General features: G+C 63.1%; 22 protein-coding genes. 13 read left to right on the forward strand and 9 right to left on the reverse strand.

Annotated elements, in window-relative coordinates; translation table 11 throughout:
* Positions 1-19: 19 nt before the first annotated feature.
* Complete coding sequence (locus SB756_RS06615; protein ID WP_341795924.1) at positions 20-1,321, reverse strand: NAD(P)/FAD-dependent oxidoreductase; 1,302 nt, start codon at positions 1,319-1,321, stop codon at positions 20-22.
* A 134-nt stretch (positions 1,322-1,455) separates the two neighbouring features.
* Between SB756_RS06615 and SB756_RS06620 the strand changes: the two genes are divergently transcribed.
* A complete protein-coding gene (locus tag SB756_RS06620) occupies positions 1,456-2,391 on the forward strand; it encodes a LysR family transcriptional regulator (RefSeq protein ID WP_341795923.1) in 936 nt (311 codons plus the stop codon).
* A 29-nt stretch (positions 2,392-2,420) separates the two neighbouring features.
* Here the strand turns inward: SB756_RS06620 and SB756_RS06625 are convergent, their stop codons facing one another.
* Positions 2,421-4,187 carry a M24 family metallopeptidase gene (locus SB756_RS06625; protein WP_410910472.1) on the reverse strand — a complete coding sequence of 589 codons (1,767 nt, stop codon included), beginning with the start codon at positions 4,185-4,187 and terminating at the stop codon, positions 2,421-2,423.
* Here SB756_RS06625 and SB756_RS06630 point away from each other — a divergent pair, their 5' ends adjacent.
* Entirely contained in the window at positions 4,188-5,675 is a 1,488-nt protein-coding gene (locus tag SB756_RS06630) for a PLP-dependent aminotransferase family protein (protein WP_410910473.1), read from the forward strand.
* Positions 5,676-5,814: 139 nt separating this feature from the next.
* On the opposite strand, the gene SB756_RS06635 is transcribed toward SB756_RS06630, so the two are convergent.
* On the reverse strand, positions 5,815-7,056 hold the full coding sequence (locus tag SB756_RS06635) for a DUF1835 domain-containing protein (protein ID WP_410910474.1): 1,242 nt from the start codon (positions 7,054-7,056) through the stop codon (positions 5,815-5,817).
* Positions 7,057-7,281: 225 nt separating this feature from the next.
* Here SB756_RS06635 and SB756_RS06640 point away from each other — a divergent pair, with 225 nt between their 5' ends.
* From SB756_RS06640 to SB756_RS06655, 4 genes are all read left to right on the forward strand, one after another.
* A complete protein-coding gene (locus SB756_RS06640; RefSeq protein ID WP_410910475.1) occupies positions 7,282-8,172 on the forward strand; it encodes an alpha/beta fold hydrolase in 891 nt (296 codons plus the stop codon).
* 155 nt (positions 8,173-8,327) lie between these two features.
* Positions 8,328-9,953 (forward strand): methyl-accepting chemotaxis protein, encoded by a 1,626-nt coding sequence (locus SB756_RS06645; RefSeq protein WP_410910476.1) that lies wholly within the window; start codon positions 8,328-8,330, stop codon positions 9,951-9,953.
* Between the two features lie 764 nt (positions 9,954-10,717).
* Complete coding sequence (gene mgtA / locus SB756_RS06650; RefSeq protein WP_410910477.1) at positions 10,718-13,432, forward strand: magnesium-translocating P-type ATPase; 2,715 nt, start codon at positions 10,718-10,720, stop codon at positions 13,430-13,432.
* Positions 13,433-13,453: 21 nt separating this feature from the next.
* Positions 13,454-13,837 (forward strand): DUF2493 domain-containing protein, encoded by a 384-nt coding sequence (locus tag SB756_RS06655; protein ID WP_341795916.1) that lies wholly within the window; start codon positions 13,454-13,456, stop codon positions 13,835-13,837.
* 217 nt (positions 13,838-14,054) lie between these two features.
* On the opposite strand, the gene SB756_RS06660 is transcribed toward SB756_RS06655, so the two are convergent.
* The gene (locus SB756_RS06660; protein WP_041167770.1) at positions 14,055-15,281 is read right to left on the reverse strand and encodes an MFS transporter; all 1,227 of its coding nucleotides are present in this window, start codon (positions 15,279-15,281) and stop codon (positions 14,055-14,057) included.
* 178 nt (positions 15,282-15,459) lie between these two features.
* Complete coding sequence (locus tag SB756_RS06665; RefSeq protein WP_341795915.1) at positions 15,460-15,903, reverse strand: GFA family protein; 444 nt, start codon at positions 15,901-15,903, stop codon at positions 15,460-15,462.
* 122 nt (positions 15,904-16,025) lie between these two features.
* Between SB756_RS06665 and SB756_RS06670 the strand changes: the two genes are divergently transcribed.
* Complete coding sequence (locus SB756_RS06670) at positions 16,026-16,913, forward strand: LysR family transcriptional regulator (protein ID WP_341795914.1); 888 nt, start codon at positions 16,026-16,028, stop codon at positions 16,911-16,913.
* A 22-nt stretch (positions 16,914-16,935) separates the two neighbouring features.
* Here the strand turns inward: SB756_RS06670 and SB756_RS06675 are convergent, their stop codons facing one another.
* Both SB756_RS06675 and SB756_RS06680 read right to left on the reverse strand, forming a co-directional pair.
* Complete coding sequence (locus SB756_RS06675) at positions 16,936-17,811, reverse strand: universal stress protein (protein ID WP_410910478.1); 876 nt, start codon at positions 17,809-17,811, stop codon at positions 16,936-16,938.
* Positions 17,812-17,964: 153 nt separating this feature from the next.
* Positions 17,965-18,231 (reverse strand): AzlD family protein, encoded by a 267-nt coding sequence (locus tag SB756_RS06680; RefSeq protein ID WP_341798897.1) that lies wholly within the window; start codon positions 18,229-18,231, stop codon positions 17,965-17,967.
* A gap of 479 nt (positions 18,232-18,710) precedes the next feature.
* On the opposite strand from SB756_RS06680, the gene SB756_RS06685 reads away from it, so the two are divergent.
* The gene (locus SB756_RS06685; RefSeq protein ID WP_012272789.1) at positions 18,711-19,175 is read left to right on the forward strand and encodes an Lrp/AsnC family transcriptional regulator; all 465 of its coding nucleotides are present in this window, start codon (positions 18,711-18,713) and stop codon (positions 19,173-19,175) included.
* 221 nt (positions 19,176-19,396) lie between these two features.
* Here SB756_RS06685 and SB756_RS06690 read toward each other — a convergent pair whose 3' ends face one another.
* A complete protein-coding gene (locus tag SB756_RS06690) occupies positions 19,397-20,335 on the reverse strand; it encodes a LysR family transcriptional regulator (protein WP_341795912.1) in 939 nt (312 codons plus the stop codon).
* A 142-nt stretch (positions 20,336-20,477) separates the two neighbouring features.
* Here SB756_RS06690 and SB756_RS06695 point away from each other — a divergent pair, with 142 nt between their 5' ends.
* The 4 genes from SB756_RS06695 to SB756_RS06710 all read left to right on the forward strand — a co-directional run bounded on the left by SB756_RS06695 (position 20,478) and on the right by SB756_RS06710 (position 24,445).
* On the forward strand, positions 20,478-21,620 hold the full coding sequence (locus SB756_RS06695) for an iron-containing alcohol dehydrogenase (protein WP_410910479.1): 1,143 nt from the start codon (positions 20,478-20,480) through the stop codon (positions 21,618-21,620).
* A 45-nt stretch (positions 21,621-21,665) separates the two neighbouring features.
* The gene (locus tag SB756_RS06700) at positions 21,666-23,009 is read left to right on the forward strand and encodes an MFS transporter (RefSeq protein WP_341795910.1); all 1,344 of its coding nucleotides are present in this window, start codon (positions 21,666-21,668) and stop codon (positions 23,007-23,009) included.
* A gap of 256 nt (positions 23,010-23,265) precedes the next feature.
* Positions 23,266-24,051: a 2-keto-4-pentenoate hydratase gene (locus SB756_RS06705; RefSeq protein ID WP_341795909.1), complete on the forward strand. Its 786-nt coding sequence runs from the start codon at positions 23,266-23,268 to the stop codon at positions 24,049-24,051.
* A gap of 160 nt (positions 24,052-24,211) precedes the next feature.
* Entirely contained in the window at positions 24,212-24,445 is a 234-nt protein-coding gene (locus SB756_RS06710) for a hypothetical protein (protein WP_410910480.1), read from the forward strand.
* A 75-nt stretch (positions 24,446-24,520) separates the two neighbouring features.
* On the opposite strand, the gene SB756_RS06715 is transcribed toward SB756_RS06710, so the two are convergent.
* A complete protein-coding gene (locus tag SB756_RS06715; protein WP_341798896.1) occupies positions 24,521-24,901 on the reverse strand; it encodes a termination factor Rho in 381 nt (126 codons plus the stop codon).
* 188 nt (positions 24,902-25,089) lie between these two features.
* Between SB756_RS06715 and pstS the strand changes: the two genes are divergently transcribed.
* Positions 25,090-26,121 carry a phosphate ABC transporter substrate-binding protein PstS gene (pstS, locus tag SB756_RS06720; protein ID WP_341795907.1) on the forward strand — a complete coding sequence of 344 codons (1,032 nt, stop codon included), beginning with the start codon at positions 25,090-25,092 and terminating at the stop codon, positions 26,119-26,121.
* The last annotated feature ends 68 nt before the right edge of the window (positions 26,122-26,189 follow it).

Raw genomic sequence — 26,189 nt, forward strand, 5'->3', positions numbered from 1 at the left:
TTGCGAGGTAGTTTGAATGTCAGCGTTCCAGCCGCGCGCGGCGTACTTCCCAGGCCATGCGCACCTTGGCGCCCAGGTCGAAGAACGGTCTGGGTGGCAGGTAGCCAGGGCTGGCCTGAGCCAGCACGTCGCCGAGCAACGGCGAGTCGATGCCGAGTGCCATTTCGACCAGCAAGCGGCCCCACAAGGTGCCGCGGGCAACGCCGGACCCATTGCAGCCGGCCACGGCATGCAGGCCGTCGGCGACCCGGGCAAAATACGGCTCGCCTGTGCGGGTGCCGCTGAGGTGGCCGGTCCAGGTGTATTGCAGATCCTGCGCGGTGATGCCGGGGAAGCGCTTTTGCAAACCCTGCAGGTGTGCACCCTGGCGTACGGCCAGGCCACGGTTGTCGATGTCGTGCTGACGGTATTCCACGGTGTTGCGAATCAGCAGGCGGCGCCCCGGCAGCAGGCGCAGGGTGCAGCCGCCCGGCAAGGTAGACAGCACGCCCCAGCCCTGTTCGTCGAACAGCTGTTGCCAGTGCGCCCCGGTCAACGGGCGGGTGATGCTTGCGCTCAGCTCCAGAGGGAAAGTGCCGCTGCGCTTGAGCCCGACCCTGGGCAGAAACGCACCGACACAGGCCAGTACCTGCCGGGCCTCGACCTCGCCAGCCTCGGTGCGGGCAGTCCAGCCCTTGCCAGGGCGACGGCGCAAGTCGGTCACAGCGCTTTGCTCGAACATTTCCACCTGTTCTGGCAGGCCCTCGGCCAGCCCTTTGACGTAGCGCGCCGGCTGCATCAGGCCGTTGCCGCCCGCACAATGGATCGCGCGTGAATAGAACGCCGTACCGAGGCGCCGTTGCAGCGCTTCTCCCTCGTGGTAGCTTGCCTGGGCACCCACGGCACGCAGGGTTTCCAGTGCCTGCTCGGCCTGCTGCAAATGGGCAGGCTCGTGTACCGCGAAGTGGTAGCCATGGTCGCTAAGCTCGCAGTCGATAGCCAGCGCCCGGATTTGCTGGCGCACTTCATTACCCGCCGCGACACCGATGCGCGAGGCGACCTGATAGCCGGAAAAACCTGCTGTACCGATCAGTTCGCCAGCACCTGGCAGCTCGTGGCTGACCACGAAACCAGAGTTGCGTGCCGAAGCGCCCTGGGCGACCCGCTGGCGCTCCAGCAGTACGATCCGCTGCGACGGAAAACGGCGCGCCAGGGCATGGGCTGCGGACAGGCCGGTTATGCCGCCGCCGATGATCAGCCAATCGGCCTTATGAGTGCCTTGCAGGCGCGGCCGCTGCGGTGACTCACCGGCCAGCGCAATCCAGCCACAGTGGTTGTTCATTGCGTGTCACTCCTTCAGTATCGATGCACAGGCGTTATTGGCTATTGCCCGCGAAAGCGCGTCTTGGCTCCAATTTACGAGGACCAAAGCGCAATTTCTAACGCTAATAATTCATTCATCCATTCGGAATTTGCATGGATAAAAACCTTCGTGTGCCATCGTTCCAGGCGTTGCAGGCCCTGGTGCGGGTAGCCGACACCAGCAACTTCACCGAGGCTGCACGCCAGTTGCACCTGACCCAGAGCGCCATCAGCCGGCAGATCCAGCAACTGGAGGAGCATTTCCAGACCACGTTGTTCGACCGCACCAGCCGCAAGGTCGCGCTGACCGCCCATGGGCACGAGGTGTACGGGGTGGCAAAGGGCATGCTGCAAACCCTGCGCACGCTGGAGGAAAAGCTGGCGCCGACGCCGCTGGGCCGCCCATTTCGCGTGCGCATGTTCGTATCGCTGGCGGTACGCTGGCTGCTGCCGCGGCTGACCTCGTTCTATGCGCTCAACCCAGGCCTGACGTTGTCGATTGAAACGGTCGGCGGCGACCTGGTAGACACCGGCGGCGACTGCGACGCGTATGTGCTTTACCTACCGGGCGGCCTGGACGAACGCCCGTTGACGCCGCTGTTCGACGAGTACCTGATCCCAGTCTGTGCGCCCGTGCTGGGCGACGGCCGCGCCCCGCCCAAGTGCGCGGCGAAGCTTGTCGACCATGCGCTGATCCACGGCTCCACTTCGCGCTACGAATGGAACCTGTGGCTCAAGGCCCAGCAGGCCCCGGCCGAGCACAAGTACCAAGAGCTGTTGTTCAATCTGGACGACCTGGCGCTGGACGCGGCAGCCCGCGGCATGGGCATCGCCATGACTGACCGAATGCTGGCCCACGATGCCTTGGTGCGCGGCGACCTGGTGGTGCCCTTCGGCGAGGCGCTGAAGACTGGCGGGGTGTATGCCCTGTGGCTAAGGGACAGCGGCGTTGCCCACCCCGCGTGCCAAGCCGTGCTGAAGTGGTTCGAGCAGCAGGTGGAACAGACGGTTTTGCAAGAACACCGGCCCCGGCCTGTAAGCCTGGATTGATCGACCCGCGCCCGGTTTTGCAGGGTCGGTCAAGCGACCCTTGCCATGGTCTGCTTGCCTTCAGCAATCAAAATGTCTTCGAAAAACGCCCCGATCGGTTCGGTGGGGTGGCACAACTGTATTTCCAGTACCCACACCACCTCGCTCGGGACGATTTCCACCTCGGCCAGCTTGTCCTGGCCATACAGCACATGCGGGAAGTCGGCGACGCGATGCCCGGCCAGGTTGCGTTCCAGCTGCCAGCCCTTGGCCTGGGCACTGCGTTCGGCGAAGTCATACAGCTCGCGTCCGGTCAAACCATGGCCCCAGGCCTCGCGCGTTTCGTCGAACACCTCGTGCAGTGCCTTGACGCAGGCGTGGTGCAGGTCGTGCTGGCCAAACACGAAGGTGTCGCCATAGTCGCCTTCGTAGCCATCCCATACCGGGCCGACGTCGACGACGACAATGTCTGTAGTACGTAATACACGCTGCAGGTCTATGCCTTGCCGCGGTGTACGCACGGTGTCGTCGCCGAAGCGGATGTAGGTGGGGTGCCAGGTGTGGGACGCGCCCATTGCCTGCAAGGTTTGCGCAGCCATCTCCAGTGCCTGGGCGGTGGTCATGCCGATGCGCAGTTGGCTGGCGATTGCGGCCACGGACCGCACTGACTGCTCGCGGGCAGCGAGCATGCCATCCAGCGAGTAGCGTGGGCCGACCTTTTCCAGCTCTGGGTGCAGGGTGTTGGCGGTTGCAGCCTGGGGTGCCAGTGCGCCGCTGGCGACAAAGGCCTCCGCGACAAATCGGTGGGGTTGTACGCCCGCGGCAAGGCACAGTTCGCGGGCCTGGCTGATCATGGCGGCATTGCCGCAGGCATAGACCTGGGTGTCGGTCCATTGATGCGCCTGGCCCAACGCCACCTGCTGCACGCGTGCCTCAGCCGAGAGCACCGGGTGCCAGCGAAAGTGTGGGTGTTCATGGCTGGCCTGCTCGAGAAACGCACGGTCATAGAAGTCCGCCGTCGATGACCCACCCCAGTACAGCGTGACCTTGGCACCGCGGGCCAGGGCTGTCAGCAACAAGGGCTTGATGCCGGCGTAACCTGTGCCGGTGGCAAACAGCACCAGTGGGCGTTGGTCTTCATGCTGCCAGGTGCAGGCGCCCACCGGCCCCTCAAGGTTCAGTACGGCACCTGCTTGCAGGGTGGGCAGCAGGCCTTCGGTGAACACGCCGCCGCTGACCTTGCGGATATGAAACACCAGTTGCCCCTGGTCCTGAACGGGCAGGTTGGCGATGGAGAAGCAGCGGCTGTCACCGTTGTCGAGCTGGAACCTTACGTATTGGCCAGCCCGCACCTCCAGCGGTTGAGCAGGTTGCAGCACCAGTTCGACGATATCTGCACTCAGCTCGCGCTGGCTGAGAACCTGCGCCTGGAACGCGAGTGCCGGGGCGTCCAGGGACCAGCCAGGGATCGCCAGGCGCATGTCGCTGCAGGCGTGGCTCTGGCACAGCAGTATCTCGTCGGCGGCCAGGGGGTAGCAGGGCGCGGGGGTGTCCGCATCTCGCTGCTTGTCCTGATACTGCCCCGACACTACCTTGACCTTGCAGGACCCGCAGGCGCCGCGGCGGCAGGAGAACAGTACCGGCAGGCCGCTGGCGAGCATGGCGTCGAGCAGCAGCTCGTGGCTGGCTTCGAAGGTTTTGCCCGAGGGCGACAATTCGATGACGTGGCGGCTTTGCATGAACACCTCAGGGCAATTGAAGGTTCGATTGTTGCTATAGTCCAGGACCAGCAAAACCTCCAGTTTTGGATAATTCACATGGTCCAGCTTCGCAAATGGCAGCCACTGCTCAGGCTCGATGGGGCGCAGGCTTCATACCGGCAGATCGTCGAAGGCCTGGTGACCGCGATCAGCGAGGGCCGCCTGCGCCCTGGCACGCCGCTGCCGGGCACGCGGGAAATGGCGCAACTGTTGAACGTCAACCGCAAGACGGTGATCCTTGCTTACGAGGAAGCCGAGACCAAAGGCTGGCTGCAGAGCGTGCAGCGCCGGGGCACTTTCGTCAGCCAACAGCTGGCGACCGGCACAGTCACCGAACCCGCTACCACGGGGCCTTTCGCCCTGGCGTTGCCAGAGGAACCTGCCATTGCCTACTTCGAGGCGAACGAACGGGCTGCAGCGCAGCAGGGGCGGCCAGGGGCCTTGTTCTTTGACAACGGCGCCTGTGACCATCGGCTGTTGCCCCAGGCAGTTCTGCATCGCTACTACCGCAATGCCTTGCGCAGCAGCTTTACCAGCAACAGCGTGCGCCATGGCAGCGATTGCAGCAGCCTTTACCTGCGCACCGCCCTGGCCGACATGCTGAGGCACAATCGCAGCCTGAACGTTGGCGCCGAGCATATCTGCCTGACCCAAGGCGTGCAGATGTCGCTGTCCCTGTTGGCCAGCGTGCTGCTCAAGCCGGGGGATGCCGTGCTGGTCGAGCGCCTGAGTTATCCGCCGGCGTGGGAGATTTTCCGTCAGTTCGGTGCCCGGCTGGTGACCGTGGACCTGGACCATGAGGGTTGCCGGGTCGATCAGATCGATGCCCTGTGCCGGCAGCACAAGGTGCGGATGATGTACATAACGCCCCATCACCAGTTTCCGACCACGGTCAGCTTGCCAGCCGGGCGCCGGCAGCAGTTGCTGGAACTGGCGCGGCAGCACGACTTCTGCGTGGTCGAGGAAGACTACGACTACGAATACCATTTTTCCGGGCGGCCTTATCTGCCTTTGGCCAGCGACCGTCAGCAGCGGCATGTGATTTATATCGGCACACTGTCCAAGCCCTTGGGCAGCACGTTCCGTTGCAGCTATATCGTCGCGCCGGTTGAGGTAACCGCAGTGCTGGAGCGCAGGGCGACGCTGACCCTGGGGCAGGGCGATGCGGTGATGCAGCGGATGCTGGCGGACTTGATCAACGATGGCGAGCTGAAGAAGCATTTGCGTCGGGTCAACCGCGAGTACCGTCGGCGTCGGCAGACCCTGTTGGCTTGCCTGCACGATGCGTTTGGCGAGCAGATTACCGTGCAGGAGCCGGAAGGTGGGTTGGCGCTGTGGGTGCGGTTTGCCGACGCGATCAATGTGGATCAGTTGGTCGACAAGGCGCTGGCGCTGGACCTGGTGGTGCGCAGCGGTCGCCAGTTCTCGCCGTTTGGTCATACTGAGAATGCCTTGCGCCTGGGGTTTGCTTCGCTGGATGTGGATGAGATCCGGCAGGCCACCCAGCGTTTGGCACAGGCGTGGAGCGCTATTGCCGCGGGATAAAATCAAGATGCAAGCCCGGATGAGGGCTCTGTGGGAGCGGGTTTACCCGCGAACACCGGCATAGCCGGTGCCATACACCGGGTTGCCTGCTTCGCGGGTATACCCGCTCCCACAGGGGCTTGCTAACCCTGAGGAATCATCAACGTCGCCACACCTCGCCTTGTTCGGTCACTACCCAAGGCCTGTCAGCCGCATCCACCAGTACCCCGCCAACCCAGCGCTGCGCAGGGTTGTGATCAAGCCAGTGCGCCTTGCCTGCAAGCACCTGCTCGGCAAGCGGCGTCAGCCGCAGCGGTCGCTGCGCCCAGGCTTCTCCCGGGCCTTCCAGCAGCAGCGGCTGTGGCGCGTGGATCAACGGCTGCAACAGCACGTGGAACATCATGTCACCGAGGTAAGGCAGCGGCTCATCCTGCATCATCAGCTGGCCAAATACGAGGCCGGCCGGTAGCTCGCCGCGTGAAGCGAGCACGCGCAGCAGCAGGCGTTCGGTAAGGCTCAATCCATCCTGCGCCCCCGGCAGCTCCTGCAGCTGGCGCGCCAGTGCCCGGCCCAGCAACGGCAAGGCCGAGTGCTGGCGGCCAGCGAGGCCTGCCCAGGCCTGTGGATCCGCTGCGGTGTAGGCTGCCCATGCCTCGCGGGCCAGAGTTAGTGCATCCTCACCCAGTGCGCGACGTTGCGGCCACAGCCAGGCCAACAGGTCGGGGGCCAGTTGCCCGATGCCGATGAAACGCTCGATGCCGGGTACCTGGTCAATTTCGATCAGCTCAAGCCGATGCGGCAGGCCGGGCAGGCTGGCGAGCACGCGAATCAGGAACAGCTGGTCGTAAGCGTCGGCCTCGCACCACAGCACAATTTCGCTGTCGCGGTTCAGCCCGGCCAGTGCGCTACGCTGCGCCGCCTGGCGCTGTTCCAGGTCCTGGGGGCTCAGCTTGAACGCCTGTTGCACGTAGGCGCTGCGCACCTGCCAGTACTGCTCGTCGGGCAGCGCCGGTACAGGCCCCATGACCATCGGGTCGTCGAACATCTGGAAGGCGCCGGCAAACCCGGCGGTACGCAAGCTGTGGGCGATGTCGTTGCCGCAGCGCCAATGCTGCACGCTGGCCTCGTCATCGGCGGAAAAACCGGGGTGGCGTGCTGCGAAAGCCACGGCGTCGGCATGGGCCTTGAGCCTTGGCCAGCTGGCAAAGCCGGCCTCGCGGGCCACCAGCCATTGAGTGTCGGCAAGCCGGTAGTCGGGGCCGGGCAGGCCAAGCGTGCGCAATTGCTCGCGGGCGTCGTCGGCTTGGTGGTTTTTCAGTTCAGTCAGCAAGCGCTTGGCGCGTTTGCGCAAGGCGGGCAGGTCGAGCAAGCCGTGGTGGCGGGAAGCATTGATGGCGGGCATGCCAACTCCTTTGGGGCTCGGTCCGCCGACAAGCCGGGAGCTGGTATGGGAATGTAGTGACGCGTGGCTCGGGCAACCCCTTCGCGCGGACCGCAGGCGCAGCCGGCGCCCAGGCCCCGACTTTAACGGCGCAGCGCAGCGGGTGGCAAACGATAGTTTTCCCATGGCTGCCATGCCCCTTATAGTGGCGGGCTTTTCTCCGTCTAAGTCAAAGGAATGGCGACCATGCGCATACGAACCCTGCTTGCAGTAATCGGCACCAGCTTGTCGCTGGGCTCGGCATTGGCTGCGCCAAGCCAGCCAGTGCCTGTAGCGGGCGAACGTATCTCGGTAAAAGTCGAGGGCACCGGGCCGGACGTCATCCTGATCCCCGGGCTGGCCTCTTCCCGTGAGGTTTGGTCGGGGCTTGCCAGCGCACTGCGCCAACAGCATCGCCTGCACCTGGTGCAGGTTGCGGGCTTTGCCGGTTCGCCTGCCGTGCCCACTGTGGACGCGCGCGTGGCCGCGCCGGTGGCCGAGGCGGTTGCAGGCTATATCCGCAGCCAGCGCCTTGAGGCGCCGGCCATCATTGGCCATTCGCTGGGCGGTGAGGTGGCGCTGATGCTTGGCGCACGCCACCCCGAGCAGGTAGGGCGGCTGATGGTTGTCGATGCGCTGCCGTTCTACACGTTATTGATCGACCCCACGGCAACTGCCGAAACGGCTGCACCGCAGGCTGCCGCATTCCGTGATGGGATGCTGCTGGCCCCGGCAGCACAGGCCGAAGCCATGCAGCGCACAGCCATCGACCGGCTGGCCAAGACCGCTGCGGCCCGGCCGGCACTGGTCGAAGCCGCGCTGCACTCGGACCGCAAGACGGTAGCCGATGCCACCTATGAACTGATGACCACCGACCTGCGCCCGGAGCTTGGCGGCATCCAGTCGCCGGTGCAGGTCGTCTATGCCTATGACCCCTTGTATGGCATACCCGCTGCCAGCGTCGATGCAACCTTCGCAAGTGCCTACGCCGGGACGCGAAACATCAGCTTCAAACGTATCGATGGCAGCTTCCACTTCGTCATGCTGGACCAACCGCAGGCCTTCGCGCAGGCGGTAGTCGACTTCCTCGACCGCTGAGGTTGGCCGTGGCGCAGCCTGCGCCCGGCAACATCTGTTCGGTTACCGCCCATAACCGCCTCCCTGCGGCTCAAGCCTACGCCGGCACCTCCGATAGCAGCACACCCACCGTCGAATCTCGACCAGAAGTGGTGCCAACAAGGAGTACTGCCCGCATGCTTGCCAACCTGAAAATACGTACCGGAATGTTCTGGGTGCTGTCGTTGTTCAGCCTGACCCTGCTGTTTTCCACCGTCAGTGCCTGGTGGGCAGCAGTGGGCAGCGACCAGCAGATCACCGAGCTGGACCAGACCGCACACCAGTCCGACCGGTTGAACAACGCATTGTTGATGGCGATTCGCGCCAGCGCCAATGTGTCCTCGGGCTTCATCGAGCAGCTGGGTGGCCATGACGAGAGTGCGGCCAAGCGCATGGCGCTGTCGGTCGAGCTGAACGACAAGAGCCAGACGCTGGTCGACGAATTTGTCGAGAACACCCGCGATCCAGCCCTGCGCACGTTGGCAACCCAGCTGCAGGCTACCTTTGCCGATTACGCCAAGGCGGTGGCCGGGCAGCGTGAGGCGACCCGCCAGCGCTCGCTCGAGCAGTACTTCAAGGTCAACAGCGATGCCGGCAATGCCATGGGCCGGCTGCAAGCGCTACGCCAGCAGCTGGTTGGCGCACTGAACGAACGTGGCCAGCAGATCATGCTTGAGTCAGACCGGCGCCTGGCCCGCGCCCAACTGCTAAGCCTGGGGCTGTTGGCGGTGACCTTGGTGCTGGCGGCGCTGTGCTGGGCCTTCATTGCCCAGCGGGTTTTGCACCCGCTGCGCGAAGCCGGTAGGCATTTCCAGCGTATTGCCGGTGGCGACCTGAGCGTGCCGGTGCAGGGGCAGGGCAACAACGAGATCGGCCAGCTGTTCCACGAACTGCAGCGCATGCAGCAGAGCCAGCGCGACACCCTGGGGCAGATCAACCACTGTGCCCGGCAGCTGGACGCCGCTGCCACGGCGTTGAACGCGGTTACCGAGGAAAGCGCCAACAACCTGCGCCAGCAGGGGCAGGAGCTGGAGCAGGCAGCCACCGCCGTGACCGAAATGACCACGGCCGTGGAGGAGGTTGCGCGCAACGCCATCACCACCTCGCAAACCACCAGCGAGTCCAACCAGCTGGCCGCGCAGAGCCGCCAGCAAGTCAGCGAAAACATCGACGGCACCGAGGCCATGACCCGCGAGATCCAGGCCAGCAGTGCACACCTGGAGCAACTGGTCGGGCAGGTGCGGGATATCGGCAAGGTACTGGAAGTGATCCGCTCGGTGTCCGAGCAAACCAACCTGCTGGCGCTCAATGCCGCCATCGAGGCGGCCCGCGCCGGTGAGGCCGGGCGCGGCTTTGCGGTGGTGGCGGATGAGGTGCGCACGCTGGCCTACCGCACGCAACAATCGACCCAGGAAATCGAACAGATGATCGGCCGCGTGCAGGCGGGCACCGAAGCGGCAGTGGCGTCGATGCAGGCCAGCACCAACCGTGCCCAGTCCACACTGGACGTGACCCTGGCCTCGGGGCAGGTGCTGGAAGGCATCTACAGTGCGATTGGCGAAATCAACGAGCGCAACCTGGTCATTGCCAGTGCGGCCGAAGAGCAGGCTCAGGTCGCACGGGAAGTGGACCGTAACCTGCTGAACATTCGCGAGCTGTCGATCAACTCGGCGACGGGAGCGCAGCAGACCAGCGAGGCGAGCAAGGCGCTGTCGGGGCTGGTGGGGGAGATGACGGCATTGGTGGGGCGGTTCAGGGTGTAAGGTTCGCCGGGCGACGGGCGTCAAACTCGAACCTGATCGTTGTTACATTAAAAGTGGGTGAAACTTATTTAAAGTTCCCCTTGCGGGTTGACTTCGATACTACGCTTGAATAAAGTTCGATCGCCCCGAGAAAGGGCCTTTTTTCCATTCACTGAAGAATTCAATGGACACAGTATCTAGTCGCTGCCTGACCCCTGCCATATGGCCGGGTCAGGCACTTGAACCGGAACACCGGTCCCGACACCCTGGTCGGGCAAGCCGCGCCAGAGCCTGATGCTCCGTCGTGACTTGCCGCCACTGGTGTCTGCCGGTTGGAGGCAAGCTCATGAACCTCACTTCATTCGTTTCACATTGCCTGTTCGCCGGCCTTGCGCCGCAGCAGGCCCGTGCCCGGCCGTCCCGCCTGCACGGGTACCCTGACGACAGCCAGGAGCCCCCCAGTAGATGCGGGCGGCTGGTGTGTCTTCATGCCCGCTTGAGCCCCCAGACTTCTCGCTGAATAAAAGATATTAAACGGTATCTTTGCTCTCGAACTTTTTAAATTAAAAGTTCGCGGGCAGCTATTGCCCGGTATTTATCAAAAGGAATCAAACCATGGACTGCGCGAGTAGAAAGTTCGCTGCCGAAACAACTTCCGACCCTCGGCAGCGGACAGACAACTGTCGGAAAAGCCCAGTATTTTTCTGCGACCCGACATGCCTTCGTTCACCGCCTGAGTGATACGTCTGTGTGTCGTGCCGCTGCAGCGGCAGGAGCACAGCAACATGACTGTCAAACACCGCAACACCTCATCGGCCAAGGCCGAACGCGAAACCCGCCTGTCTACCCGCGCCGCCTGTGAAGCGCGCAATGGCCTGGCGGTCACCCTCGCCAACCTGGATGCCAGCGAGCAGGGCCTGACCGAGCACGAAGCCGGCAAGCGCCTGGAGCGCGATGGGGCCAACCAGGTCGCCCACGACCCGCAACCCCACGCCCTGGTGCAATTGCTCAAGGCCCTGCACAACCCGTTCATCTATGTACTGCTGACCCTGGCCGGGATCAGCTTCGTCACCGACTACTGGTTGCCGGTCAGCGCCGGCGAAACAGACGACGCCGACCTGACCAAGGTCATCATCATCATGACCATGGTCAGCCTCAGCAGCCTGCTGCGCTTCTGGCAGGAATACCGCTCGAACAAGGCCGCCGACGCGCTCAAGGCCATGGTGCGTACCACCGCCACCGTGCTGCGCCGCGAGCAGGTCGGGCAGGCCCCGCGACTGCGCGAAGTGCCCATGGACGAACTGGTGGCCGGCGACATCGTGCAGCTTTCTGCAGGCGACATGATCCCTGCCGACATTCGTCTGCTCGAATCGCGCGACCTGTTCATCAGCCAGGCGGTGCTCACCGGCGAAGCGCTGCCGGTCGAGAAGTACGACACCTTGGGCAATGTCGCGCAGAAGTCCGCCACCGGGCATGGTGCTGACCAGGGCAACCTGCTCGAGCTGCCGAACATCTGCTTCATGGGCACCAACGTGGTCAGCGGCCGCGCCCGCGCCGTGGTGGTCGCCACCGGTCGACGTACCTACTTCGGCTCGCTGGCCAAAGCCATTGCCGGTTCCCGTAGCCAGACCGCCTTCGACCGCGGCGTGAACAGCGTCAGCAGCCTGCTGATCCGCTTCATGCTGGTGATGGTGCCGGTGGTGTTCATGATCAACGGTGTGGTCAAGGGCGACTGGGGTGATGCCTTCCTCTTCGCGCTTGCCGTGGCAGTGGGCCTGACCCCGGAAATGCTGCCGATGATCGTCAGCGCCAACCTGGCCAAGGGCGCCGTGGCCATGGCCCGGCGCAAGGTGGTGGTCAAGCGCCTGAACGCCATCCAGAACCTGGGCTCCATGGACGTACTGTGCACCGACAAGACCGGCACGCTCACCCAGGACCGGATCATCCTCGAACACCACGTGGGCTTCGACGGCCAGCGCGACCGGCATATTCTTGAACTGGCCTGGCTCAACAGCCATCACCAGAGCGGCATCCGCAACCTGATGGACCAGGCCGTGCTGCATTTCGCTGGCCAGGACTGTGAGTTCAAGGTGCCTTATGCCTACACAAAGGTCGACGAACTGCCGTTCGATTTCATCCGCCGTCGCCTGTCGGTGGTGGTGAAAAACGCCTTGGGTGATCACCTGCTGGTCAGCAAGGGTGCGGTCGAGGAAATGCTCGCTATCGCCACCCATGTGCAGGAAGGCGACAGCGTCGTTGCCCTGGACCCGCTCCGTCGCCAGCAGCTTCTGGCCAGCGCCGAGGCCTACAACCAGGATGGCTTCCGTGTGCTGATGGTCGCCACCCGCGAGATCCCGGCTGCCCAAGGCAAGGCGCAGTACCACACCGACGATGAGCGCGACCTGGTGATCCAGGGCTTCCTGACCTTCCTCGACCCACCCAAGGAAACTGCCGGCCCGGCCATCGCCGCCCTGCGCGACATGGGCGTGCGGGTGAAGGTGCTGACCGGCGACAACCCGGTGGTTACCTGCAAGGTCTGCCGTGAGGTGGGCCTGGAGCCAGGCCTGCCACTGCTCGGCCAGGACATCGAGCGCATGGACGACACCACCCTGAAGCTTCAGGTCGAGGAGCGCACGGTCTTTGCCAAACTCACCCCGCTGCAGAAATCACGTGTGCTCAAGGCCTTGCAAGCCAATGGTCACACGGTGGGCTTCCTCGGCGACGGCATCAACGACGCCGCAGCCCTGCGCGATGCCGACGTGGGTATCTCGGTAGACAGCGGCACCGACATCGCCAAGGAGTCGGCCGATATCATCCTGCTGGAAAAGAGCCTGATGGTGCTGGAGGAGGGGGTGCTCAAAGGCCGCGAAACCTTCGGCAATATCATGAAGTACCTGTGCATGACTGCCAGCTCCAACTTTGGCAACGTTTTCTCGGTTTTGGTGGCCAGTGCGTTCATTCCCTTCCTGCCGATGCTGGCAATTCACCTGTTGCTGCAGAACCTGATGTACGACTTCTCCCAGCTGTCGTTGCCGTGGGACCGCATGGACAAGGAGTTTCTCAGCAAGCCACGCAAATGGGATGCCCGCAACATCGGCCGCTTCATGCTGTGGATCGGCCCGACCTCGTCGATCTTCGACATCACCACCTTTGCCTTGATGTGGTATGTGTTCGCCGCCAACAGCGTCGAGATGCAGGCGCTGTTCCAGTCTGGCTGGTTCATCGAAGGGTTGCTGTCACAGACCTTGGTGGTACACATGCTGCGCACCCGCAAGGTGCCGTTCTTCCAAAGCACCGCTGCGTTGCCGGTGGTGCTGGCAACGGGGCTGGTGATGGCATTGGGGATCTACATCCCGTTCTCGCCGGTGGGCGCGATGGTCGGCCTGGTGCCGCTGCCGTGGGAATACTTCCCTTGGCTGGTTGCTACCCTGCTGGGCTATTGCGTGGTCGCGCAAGGGATGAAGACCCTCTACATCCGCCGCTTCGGGCAATGGTTCTGAGCCAGGCGAGGAGAGCAGACCATGCGAGTACTGATCTGTGCGGGACGCAACTATGCCGACACCCGGCGCTGCCGCCAGGCCCTGGATGACGTTCAGCGCCAGCGGCCGATCCGGGTGTTGATCCACGGTGGCAGCCAGTTCCTGGGCGGCGAGATCGAAAGCTGGGCACGTGAGCACGGTGCCGATCTGGTACGTTATCCGCCAAACTGGCAATTGCACGGCAAGCAAGCTGAACGTCTGCGCAACCTGTTCATGCTCAATGACAGCCGCCCTGATCTGTTGCTCGCGCTGCCCGGGGGCGATGACACAGAGGAACTGCTGGCCAGGGCTCGCGGCGCGGAGGTTCCGGTGATCTGCGGCAGGCAACCACGGCGGCCCGAGCGGCATGAACCTGGCGTGGGATAAGCCTGTCTGCCACTAGCCCTGTGGGAGCGGGTTCACCCGCGAAGAATCCAGCGCGGTGGATGGCACCGGCTTCGCCGGTGTTCGCGGCTAAAGCCGCTCCTACAGGGAATGCGTAAGCCTGAAGCCGGCACGGCACCTGTGGGAGCGGGCGTGCCCGCGAAGCAAGCGCCTCGGTCTTCAATAGCTCAAGCTTTCCGCAGTCGCTCCAGGCTGCTACTCAGCCTGGCTGCGCCGCCAGGCTATTGCTGACGTTGCGCCCCAGCACCAGCACGGTGACGAAACCACAGCCCACCAACGCGGTGGCCAGGCTCAACAGCACTGCGGTGCCCATATGGTCGACCACCTGCCCGCCGAAGAACGAGCCCAGCGCAATGATCACCTGGAACATGGCCACGAACAGCGGCATGCCACGTTCAACATCCTTGGGTGCCACCACGAACATCCAGATGTTGGCGCAGGCCGGGAACGCACCGAAGGCGAAGCCCCACAGCGCGATCAGCATGGCGGCGCCGGTCATGCCGGTGGCGAAGTGCGGGAACAGGGCGGTGCTGACAGCAATCATGAGCGCGACCAGCATCAGGGTATGCCGCACGCTGCGGTTGGCAGCGTAGCCCGCGAAAATGTTGCCCATGAACCCGGCTACGCCATACAGCAGCAACAGCGAGCCAATCGTAGGCCCGTCAAAGCCGGCATTCTGTTTGAAGAACGGGGCAACATAGGTGTACGCGGCAAAGTGCGCCAGGCCGATCAGCAGCACGGCGATCAAGCCTACCCGTGCTTGCGGGTTGATGAACAAGGCTGGCAGGTCGCTGATGCGAATAGCCTTTTCCGGCAGCAGCCGCGGCAGCAGGAATACCTGCGCCAGCAGCACGGGTATGCCCACCAGTGCGGTGACCAGGAAAGTCATGCGCCAGCCCATCAGGCCGCTGAGCCAGGTGCCCACTGGCACGCCCACCACGGTCGCCAGGGTTACGCCGGCCATGATGATAGAGTTGGCCTTGGCCACGCCCATGCCGTCGGGAGCCAGGCGGCCGCTGAGGGCGATGGCGGTCGCCCAGAAGCCACCGATACTGACACCCAGCAGCACGCGGCCGACCAACAGCAGGTTGAAGTCGACGGCGTAGGCCACGATGGTGTTGGCGATGATCATGATCAGCGTCAGCCCAATCAGCAGGTAGCGCCGGTCCAGCGCACCGACACCCACGGAAATCAACGGCGCGGCCAGCGCGGCCATGATGCCGGGCAGGGTCACCATCAGGCCGGCAAGGCCTGCACTGATGCCAAGGTCACTGGCCACATCGTTGAGCACCCCCACCGGGAGGAACTCGCTGGTGACCAGGGCGAAGGCACCCACGGCGACCGAGAGGATTGCCAGCCATTGCTGCGTGACACTCTGTTGATTATGTTCGGGAAGGCCGCGACGGGCCTGGCGGTTGCTTGGCATGGGGGTCGGTTCCATGAGGGATGTCGCCTGTAGCAGGCGCAGGAGCGGAGGGATTTGCAGGCGATTATAGGGATGGCCTGCCAGGCCGACAGGCAGGCCGCTTGATAGTCATCATCAGCGCAATCGATGAAACGCCTGGTCTTTCAAGGTTTGCTGTGTATAAAACTATATAGCGATTTTACGTGCGATGCCCGCCTAAGGCAGCCGCGAATGCTTCAGCAGTAGGGCTTTCTTCCCAGGCCGGTGTACCGGCAGGCAAAGCCAGCCAAGGTTGCTTGTGCCTGACCCAGATATGCGCAACAGGCTGCAGCGCAGCGCGTTCATGCAGTGTGCCAGCCCTGAGTACCCACAGCCCAGGTGCGGCCGAGGTGGTGTTGTAGATGCGGGTGTGGCATGTCGCGCACAGGTAGTGCCGCGATTGCTGCCCCATCTGCTCGTACTGATATTCGACCATGGGGCCGTTCAGCGTGAACGCGTCTTCTGGTAGCAGGGCGTGCAGCGCAAAGCTGCTGCCGCTCCATGCCTGGCAATGCTGGCAATGGCAGGCATACACCGCCGCCTGCAGCGTGGTTGTGGAGTGGTAGGTAACAGCGCCGCAGCGGCACTCACCGGCAAGTTGCATGGTCGTTTTCTTCCTTGTTCACGCCTGGGGCGCTTGATTGATGAAGCGGGTCTGGTAAAGGATGCGGCAGATTCTGCTTGATTGAAACTGATCAAAGCTGCCTACCTGCTCATAGGAAATGTATGAACGCCCCGCAACTACAGTGGGAAACCCAGCGGGTTTTCCTCGCCGTCCTTCGAACTGGCAGCCTTTCTGCCGCCGCCCGTGCGCTGGGGATTGCTCAGGCTACGGCGCGGCGCCGGATCGACGCGCTGGAGCACAGCGTCGGTACCAGCCTGTTTGTCCGCTCGCCAGCAGGGTTGATGCCGACCGACACCGCCAGGGATCTGGTCGCGCATGCCGAGTCCATGGCGCTGGCCGCCGAAGCCTTCGCCCGCGCGGCTTCCGCCCAGGCCAGTGAGGCCGGCGGCACCGTACGGGTCACTGCCAGCCAACTGCTGGGTGTCGAGGTGCTGCCGCCAATGCTGCGAGCGCTGCGCGATGCGAGCCCCGGGTTGGCGTTGGAGCTTAGCGTTTCAAATCGCATGGAAGACCTGGCGTTGCAGGAGGCCGATGTAGCAGTGCGCATTCGTCGGCCCACCGAGGCGACGGTCGTTACGCGGCATGTGGGGGACCTGCGGGTGGGGCTGTACGCAACCGAAGCGTTGCTTGCGGACAAAGGCACCCCGCGCAGTCTCGATGACCTGGGCCGTTACCCGCTGATTGGCCCAGACCGCAACCTGACAGAGCTTGCGTTCCTAGGGCAGCAGGGCCTTGCCTGCAGCCTGGCGAGCAGCGTTGTCCGCACCGACTGCCATCTGGCCCAGTTTGCAGCGCTCAGGGCGGGGCTCGGTATTGGCGTATGTGCCAACCAGTTGGCGAGGCAGCACGGGCTGGTGCAGGTGCTGCCGGGTGAAGTGGCTTTCCGCGTCGATATCTGGGTTGCCATGCACCATGATTTGCGCCGGGTAAGGCGGGTTGTGCAGGTATTCGACGGGCTGACGCGGGCGCTGCACCACTACCTGGAGTAGCGTTGGTCGGCCCTCCTGCAGCCTATGGGGCCACCAGCACGTCACACTGCGATTCGCTCAGTACATGCTTGGTGACGCTGCCAACCAATAGCTCCTCCAGCGCGCTTGCACCCTGCTTGCCGACTACGATCAGGTCGCACTCCAGCTCCTGCTCCTGCTCGGCAATGCGCCAGCCAGGGTCACCGTGCTCCAGAATCTGCCGTGCATCGGCAATGCCCGCGGCCTCACTCAATGCAGCGAGTTGTGCCTGTGCGTCCTTGCGGATGACATTGCGGTAATGGGTGAGGGTGTCGTGGTCGATATGGGCGAAACGCACGCTGCCTTCGAACGGGGCTTCGTACACATGCAGCAGAATGATTTCGGCCTGTGGGGCAATGGCCCTGGCCAGTTTGATGGCGCGCAGCGAAGCGGGAGAGAAATCGACCGGCACCAGCACCGTGCGATAGGTATCACGAGGGGCCGGCTTGACCACCAGTAAAGGGCAGGGCATGTGGTTGAGCATTTTCTGCACGGTTGAACCCAGCAGCAGGCGCCGCGCCATGCTCTGGCCCTTGGCGCCGCATACCAGCAGGTCGCTGTGTTTGTCTTGCACCACCCGGGTGATTTCCGTGATCACCGACCCGCTGGCGACCTGCACACCCGCGGAAATGTTGTAGCGCTGGAACAGCAGGGCTGCCAGTGCGCGGGTTTTCTCGGCGGCGCTAGCCAGCATGCGCTTCAGCAGGTCGTCATCAGGCGCCACCAACTGCTTGAGGCGTTCGAAGGGCGCCGGGTTGGCAACGTAGAGCAGGTCCAGTGAGGCCTGCTGCGCGTTGCTCAGGTAGGCAGCGCGCTCCGCTGCGTTGCGGGCATGGGGGGACAGGTCGGTGGCTACCAGTATGTGTTTCAGCGGGTTCATGTGGGGCTCCTTGTCCAAGGCCGCGCACAGTGTTCGAGGGTTGTGCACTGTGCGCCTGGCGGTGCTTGAGTCATTCCTTGCTTGCAGCCATCGTCGCGCGAACCCGGCGCGAGGGCTTGATTTGTGTCAATGGAGTGTAGGTGCCGCAGCGGATCATGCCGGCATCACCATGCGTAGCACCCCCGTCATCACGATGGCAAACACCACCACCGGCAAGAGAGAGAACCTCGAAGCTGCGTAGACGGTAAGCCCCAGCGCAATAAGGTCCGCCGGGTGCCCGGAGACAAACTTGGGTGCGATCACGGCAATCAGCACGCAGCCGGGTGCGGCGTTCAGCACCTGGGTCAGCTGCGGCCCCAGGGTACGGTTGCGCAGCAGTACAAAGCCCAGCGCCCGGGTCAGGTAGGTGGCCACGGCCATGTATGGCTTGGCCCACAGGTAAGCGGTCACCAGACCGGCCACGGTACCCGCGAGCACGTACCAGCCACCGGGAATCAGCAGGTAGAACAGTGCGGCAGTGATCAGGCTGAACAGCCAGGCCAGGGCGGCGTGTACGCCCCTCCACATACCCTTGAGCAGCGCCAGGAAGACCGCGGCGAACGCCATGTCGAAGCCACAGCTGCGTAGGTCGCCGAGCAGCGGCCCGACCTGCGCGCCGAGGACAAGGGCAAAAGGGATGAACCCCAGCTGCACCGGCAGGGCGGCAACGGCACCCCGGCGCCGTTCGCTTTGTGGCGTGGTGGTAGGGGGATCGTTCAGTACAGGTTCAAGGGTATTCATGGTCACCTCCAGTGGAGGCAAATTATTCCAATGAACCGCTGAAATTGGCTTGCGTAGTTGCGCTGATACGACTGGCATTTAGAATCTGCTACCGACAATATCGATAATGAGGTCTGTCAATGCCAATCAAGCTCGACGCCATCGACCGGCGCATCCTGCGCGCGCTGCAGCGCGACGGCAGGTTGCAGAACCAGGAGCTGGCCAAGCAGGTGGGGTTGTCTGCTTCGCCGTGCCTGCGACGGGTGCGCCTGCTGGAAGAGGCCGGGGTGATCGAGCGCTATGTGGCGTTGCTGGACCCGGCCAAGGTAGCGCTGGGCCTGACCCTGTTCGTGCGGGTGTGGCTCAAGCGCCAGGACCAGGACACCACCGACGAGTTTGTCGAGGCCGTGCGGCAGTTGCCTGAAGTGGTGGAGTGCCATGTGATGGCGGGCGATTGCGACTTGCTGTTGCGGGTGGTGGCGGCAGACCTGGAAGCCTATCGACGCTTCCAGATCAAGCACCTGACCAGCCTGAGCGTGGTGCAGAACGTGAAGACCGAAGTGCCGATGGAAAAGATCAAGCTGACCACAGAGCTGCCGGTTTAGCCGCGCGTTTCACTCAGGCCCACTCGGCGCGGTCTGCCAGCAGCCTGGCCTTGCAGTACCAGCTAGTAGACGAAGCGGTGCTGTTCTGGGGTGCCTTGCAGGCGGATGTCTTCAAGCAGGCAGTAGTGGTTTGCGGAATCTGCCCACGCGAAGGGTCGGCAGCGGAGACGATGACGATCACCTAGATGCCTGCGATGGGCTGCTCCTGCCTGAAAACACAACTAACTGTTGTTGTGCTGTCCGCCTTGCAACAGCAGTTCGGTGAGTGTGTCCATGGCCGGCGTCGTCTGGCTGCCTTTGCGGGTGACCAGCTCGTAGGGGTCGCTGACCGAGCCCATGGCCAGGGGCAGTATGCGCACTTGCTGGTTCATCGCGCATTGCCGGGCCACGTCAATCGACACCAACGCCACAAAGTCGGGGCGGTCCTGCAGCAGCGACAATGTCGCCAGGATCGAGGTGGTTTCAACCAGGTGCAGCGGGAAGCGCAGCCCGGCGTCGTGGAATTCACGCTCCAGTTGCACGCGCATCGGCATGTTGGCCCGGTATACGATCCAGCGGCTTTCGGCCAACTCGGCAAGGCTGACGGTTTGGGCGTGTTTGAGCGGGTGGTCGACATTGGCGATGACCGCCAGCGTCTCATCCTGGACAAAGGTGCTGGCAAACAGCTGCGGCGTATTGCTGACGCTGGTGCGGCACAGGGCAATGTCCAGCCGGCCGCTTTCGATCTGTGCCAGCAGCGACTGGCTGGTGTCTTCGATGATCTCGAACGACATCTGCGGCTGGATACTGGCCAGCTGTGATACGGCCCGCATCAGCAATGGCACCGCGCCCATGATGGCGCCCACCGCCAGCCGGCCGCCCACACCGCGCAGGATTGCATCCAGGTCATGGCGCAGGTTGGAAATATCGGTTTGCACCACACGCGCGTAGCGGATGGCGCAGTGCCCGGCGGCAGTGGGTTCCAGTCCGCGGTTGGTGCGGTTGAACAACACCGTACCGAAGGTGGTTTCGATTTCCTGCAGCGCTTTGCTGGCGCCGGGCTGGGTAAGCCCGACGCTGCCTGCTGCACCCAGCAGCGAGCGGTGCTCGTCCAGCTCGATGAGCAGGCGCAGGTGGCGGGCATGCAGCCTGGACATGATCGAGTTAAGTGATGGGGTCATCGGGTATGTGTCCTGGTTATACCGCTATGGATTGTTCTCAATACCATGGCCAGGCGCGCATTCCTATACTGGCGCTGCACGGTGTCGCATCCAGTGCGGCTGAACCGCCCATAACAACAATGCCAGGAGCCTGCTGAGCCTTATGTCCCTGATCAACTACATTACCCAGATCCAGTTCGATATCGGCGCCATTGCCCTCTTGCCTGCCGAGTGCGAGCGCATTGGTATAACCAGGCCTTTGATCGTGACCGACCGTGGCGTGCGCGCTGCCGGTATCGTCGATACTGCGTTGAACACCTTTGCCGACAGCGCTGCCCAACTGCCGATCTATGACGGTACGCCACCCAACCCCCACGAGACCGCGGTGCGTGAAGCCGTGGCCATGTTCAAGGAGTGCGGCTGTGACGGCATCATTGCGATTGGCGGCGGCTCGGCGATCGACCTGGCCAAGGGTGTGGCGGTGTGTGCCCGGCACGAAGGGCCATTGAAAAGCTTTGCGGTGATCGAAGGCGGCCTGGCACGAATCACGCCGGCAACCGCGCCGGTGATTGCCGTACCCACCACGGCCGGGACCGGCAGCGAGGTAGGGCGGGGCGCCATCCTGATTCTCGATGACGGGCGCAAGGTGGGCGTGATCTCGCCCCATGTGGTGCCCAAGGCGGCCATTTGCGACCCGGCGCTCACCCTTGGCCTGCCCGCGCAACTTACCGCGGCCACCGGCATGGATGCGATTGCCCACTGCCTGGAAACCTTCATGGCGCCCGCGTTCAACCCACCTGCCGATGGCATCGCCCTGGACGGCCTGTGGCGTGCATGGCGCTTTATCGAAAGCGCTACCCGAGACCCGCAGAACCTCGATGGGCGTATCAACATGATGAGCGCTTCACTGCAAGGTGCACTGGCCTTCCAGAAGGGGCTCGGCTGCGTGCACAGCCTTAGCCATGCGTTGGGCGGGATCAACCCGCGCCTGCACCATGGCACCCTCAACGCAATTTTCCTGCCTGCTGTCATCACGTTCAACCGCAAGGCCGCAACCGTGCTGAACGAGCACAAGATGGCGCGTATCGCCCAAGCGATGGGGCTGGCAAACGAAAGCCAGATCGAACAGGCCATTCGCGACATGACCCGCGCGTTGGGCCTGCCGACCGGCCTGCGCGAACTGGGTGTCAGCGAAGAGCAGTACCCACGCATAATCCAGGGCGCGTTGGCCGATCACAGCCATCGGACCAACCCGCGTGAGGCGTCTGCCGAGGACTACCAGTGGTTGCTTGAAGCGTCGATGTAAGGCGCCAATCCGCTGTTCAATCAATAACAACAAAAGTGAACGCCCATGAATACCAAGTATGCGCAAGCCGAGCTTGTCCCCACAGGGGAAGCGGTCGCCAGCCCGAACCCGTTCAAAAAGTACCAGGTCATCACCGTCAGCCTGTTGCTGGTAATCGGCATCATCAACTACGTCGACCGCAGTGCGCTGTCGATCGCCAATACGTCTATCCAGCGCGACATGGGCATCACCCCGTCGCAGATGGGCATTTTGCTGTCAGCGTTTTCCCTGGCGTATGCCTTCTCGCAGCTGCCGCTGGGCATGATCATCGACCGCCTGGGCAGCAAGATCTCGCTGGGGGCGGCACTGCTGGGCTGGTCAGTGGCGCAGACGGCCTCCGGCCTGATCAACAGTTTTTCCGCATTCATCGGCCTGAGGGTGGTGTTGGGGATTGGCGAAGCACCGATGTTCCCGTCGGCGGCAAAAGCCCTGGCGGAGTGGTTCGAGGCCGAAAAGCGCGGCACACCGACGGGCATAGTGCTGTCATCGACCTGCATCGGGCCGTGCCTGGCCCCACCGTTGCTGACTCTGCTGATGGTCACCTGGGGCTGGCGCGGCATGTTCATTGTCACTGGGGTATTCGGCATCCTGGTCGCCGCCTGCTGGTTCGCCTTCTACAAAAGCAAGGCGCGTTACCTGGCCGAGCTGCCTGCAGAGGAGCGTGAGCGGCTGCTGGCGACACAGGCCCATAAACAGCCGGTGGCAAGCGCCAGGCCGAGCCTGCGGGCACAACTGGCGGCCTGGACCGAGCTGTTTCGCCACAAGAGCACCTGGGGCGCCGTACTGGGCTTCATGGGGGTGATCTACATGCTGTGGCTGCACCTTACCTGGCTGCCGGGCTACTTCGAACGTGAGCATGGCTTGAGCCTGTACCAGACGGCCTGGGTGGTATCGCTGGCCTATGTATTCGGCGCGTTGGGCACCATTGTCGCGGGCCGCATCTGCGACCGCCTGGTGAAGAACGGCGCCAGCGTGTTGGGTAGCCGCAAGCGGGTAGTGGTGACGGCATTGTTCGCGGCGGCGGCATTTACCGTTCCGCTGTCGTTCGGCAGCGGCTTCATGCTCAGCGTGGCGCTGCTGTGCTGCGCGCTGTTCAGCGTGAATATGGCCAGCTCGACTGCCTGGATGATTGCCAACACTGTGGTCGATAGCCAGCGCGTGGCCTCGTTTGGCTCGATCCAGAACTTCGGTGGCTACCTGGCAGGCTCGGTGGCGCCGATCGTGACCGGGTTCAGCATCCAGCAGACCGGGTCGTTTGCCTCGGCGTTCCTGATCAGTGCTGCGGTGGCGGCGGTGGCAGCGATGGCTTATGTATTGCTGCTGAAGCAGCCGGTTTCTGCTGACCAGTGATCGTCAGGCCTGTGCAATCCCTGTGGGAGCGGCCTTGTGTCGCGATTGGGCCGCAGAGCGGCCCCAGGATCCTTGCAGGACCGTCGAGACCGGTGGGGCCGCGTTGCGGCCCAATCGCGACACATGGATCGCATCAGCTTCCAGAAGTCGTTTCATAACGGTTTGTGATGCCAGGCATCATGACAATATATTTATCATTATCAATTTCAGACCCTAGCATCGGTTGCCCCGCATCGCCCATTTCCATGAGGTCTTGATGAACAGTTCGCTTTTCGTACCCCAACGTACTGCGGCCCTGTTGCTGCAGCACTGGCGCAGCGGTGACTTGCTCACGGAACTGCCTGCCAGCCTCAGGCCCGAAACCTTGAAACAAGGCTATGACAGCCAGGATCAGTTCTTCGCCGCCGCCGCTGGCCAGCGTGCCGGGTGGAAGCTGGGTGTCGGCAGCCCCGCAGGCATGCGTGCGGCCAACCTGTCCCGGCCGCTGATTGGCCAACTGGAAGCAAAGCGCTGCCACGCTGATGGTGTGCGCATCGAGCTGCCGGCGGTGACACCTGTGACCATCGAATGCGAGATCGCCTTCGTGCTTGACCGCGATATCCCCCCGCAAGCGGGACGGGTGCCGGCCAGCGAGGATATCCGCGCAACCTGCGTCACTTTCGAGGTGGTGCGCTCACGCTTCGTCGACCGCAAAAGCGTCGGCTGGCCAAGCTTCGTGGCGGACAACGTGGGCTTTGAAGCGTTGGTCGTGGGCAACAGCCTCGGGGCAGGCATCAACGTCCCCTTGCTTGCAGACCTGGCCGAGACCACCGAGGTGTACGTAGATGGCGAGTTACGCGCCCGCGGCTTGTCTGGCGATGCTGCGACCGACCCGCTGGTGTCGCTGGCCCACCTGTATGCCCATGCTGCCGAACGCGGCCAGACATTGAAGGCAGGTGATGTGGTGACCACGGGGGCCATGTGCCAGCCGTTCGACGTGAATGAAACAGGCCATCAGGTTAGCGCCAGGTTCCTTGGCCAGGCGCTGTCGTTCACGCTGTAACCGTCGATCACTGTTGATAGGGCGCCTGCATCTCTTGCTGGGTTGGTGGGGCAACGGGGATCAGGTGCTCGCAAATACCAATAGCCGTACCAAAATATTGCATGAGTCATCTTGATGCTTTGGCATAGCGGTACTAATACTTAAGCACTGCCGAAGAGGGATGATCATGCAGACGCGCTTCGTTGTGGTTCCTGCAGTGCCAATAAACAGAGAGGTTTACCCTCGGCGCCTTGGCTTTCCGGCCGCACTGGGGGAGGGTTATGACCTTTACGACACACAAGAAAAGATGCGCTTGAGCCTCAACTTTTCCACACGGGCCCAGGCCGAGTTCGAGTGCGCATGCCGCAACCTCGGCCATGAAGGCGATGAAGCGGGTATTGTCGGTATGGGCTGATTCGGTGGAGCCCAGGTAAAGGACGGGATACCGTTGTTGATGGCACCGGCTACGCCGGTGCCTTCCATCGCGCCCTCAACCTTGTTTGCGCAGCGCTTCTACCAACTCTGCCTTGGTCATGGTGGAGCGGCCCTTGATGTCTTTGCTGCGCGCTTCCTTCATCAGGCTTTGCTTGCTCTGGCTTTCCAGCGAAGCACCCGAACTGCGCGAATGACCCTGGCGTGACTTGGCCGCGCGTTTGGCTGAGTCGGAGCGGGCTGTCTTCTTTTCGCTGGCAGCCGTGTGGCTCCCCGAGCCGCCCTTCTTGTCGCCACCTCCGGACTGTTTGTTGACGGTGGCCCAGGCACGGGCTTCGGCCTCTTCTTTCGACAAACCCCTGTCTTCGTAACTCTCCTCTATGTGCTCGGCCTTGCGCTTCTGTTTGTCTGTGTATTTGTCCTTGTCACCGCGTGGCATGGTTTTCACTCCTGCTGGATTTGCCAGCACGGTTGAGGCCAGCCGTCCACCGAGAGTGCCGGACAATGGACAAACGGTGCCTGATGGCACAGGCAAAAAGCTCTACCGTGCGGCCTGCCACTCAACAGTCACAAAGCTGTAACACAGCTGATGCAAAGTGTGCCGGCCATCACAAGGAGCACTTTTTGATGAAACGCCTGATGAAGTCTGCTGCACTCGCCGTTGCGGTCTCCCTTTGCGCCACTTCGGCAGCCTTTGCTGCAGAAAACGTTCGCCTGACAGGTTCCGGCGCCAGCTTCCCTGCACCAATCTACCTGACCTGGTTCAAGGACTTCAGCAAGAACACTGCTGGCGTCACCGTTGACTACCAGTCCAAGGGCAGCGGGGCGGGCGTTCAGGACTTCCTGAACAAGACCGTCGACTTCGCCGCCAGCGACTCGGCCATGAGCGAAGCAGACATTGCCAAGGTTGGCGAAGGCGTGCAGTTGCTGCCAATGACCGCCGGTGAAATCGTCCTGGCCTACAACCTGCCGGGCAACCCTAAAGGGCTGAAGCTGCCGCGCGACGTGTACTCCAACATCTTCCTGGGCAAGATCACCCAGTGGAACGACCCGCAAATCGCCGCGGCCAACCCTGAGTTGAAACTGCCAGCTACCCCGATCACCGTGGTCGTGCGTGCCGACTCCAGCGGTACCACTGCGGTCTTCACCAAGCACCTGTCGGCCATCAACGCTGACTTCAAGCAAGGGCTGGGTGAGGGCAACACCGTCAACTGGCCGGCCACCGACAAGTTCATCAAGTCGCCGAAGAACGATGGCGTAACCGCCACCGTCCGCCAGACCCCGGGCGCCATCGGCTACATCGAATACGGCTTCGCCAAGCTGGCCAAGGTCGACTTCGCCGTGCTGCAGAACAAGGCTGGCCAATACGTCGTGCCAAACGCAGAGAGCGGTGCCGAAGCACTGGCTGCGGTGAACATGCCGGAAAACCTGGTGGCCTGGCTGCCTGACCCGGACGGTGCCAAGTCCTACCCGATCACTTCCTACACCTGGATGATCTTCCGCAAGGACAACGGCAACCCGGCAAAAGCCAAGGCCATGCGTGAAATGGTCGAGTACAGCCTGACCAAAGGCCAGACCATCGCCGACTCGATGGGTTACATCCCGCTGCCTGCGTCGGTTGTCGACCAGGTGCGCAAAGCGTCTGCCAACATCCAGTAATACCCAGGCGCTCCCGGTATCGGCATGAAGCCATGCCGGGGGTGTTTGTCCCTAGTCCCGGAACTTGC

It is taken from the genome of Pseudomonas sp. SIMBA_068 (genome assembly GCF_046534705.1).
GTDB lineage: Bacteria > Pseudomonadota > Gammaproteobacteria > Pseudomonadales > Pseudomonadaceae > Aquipseudomonas > Aquipseudomonas putida.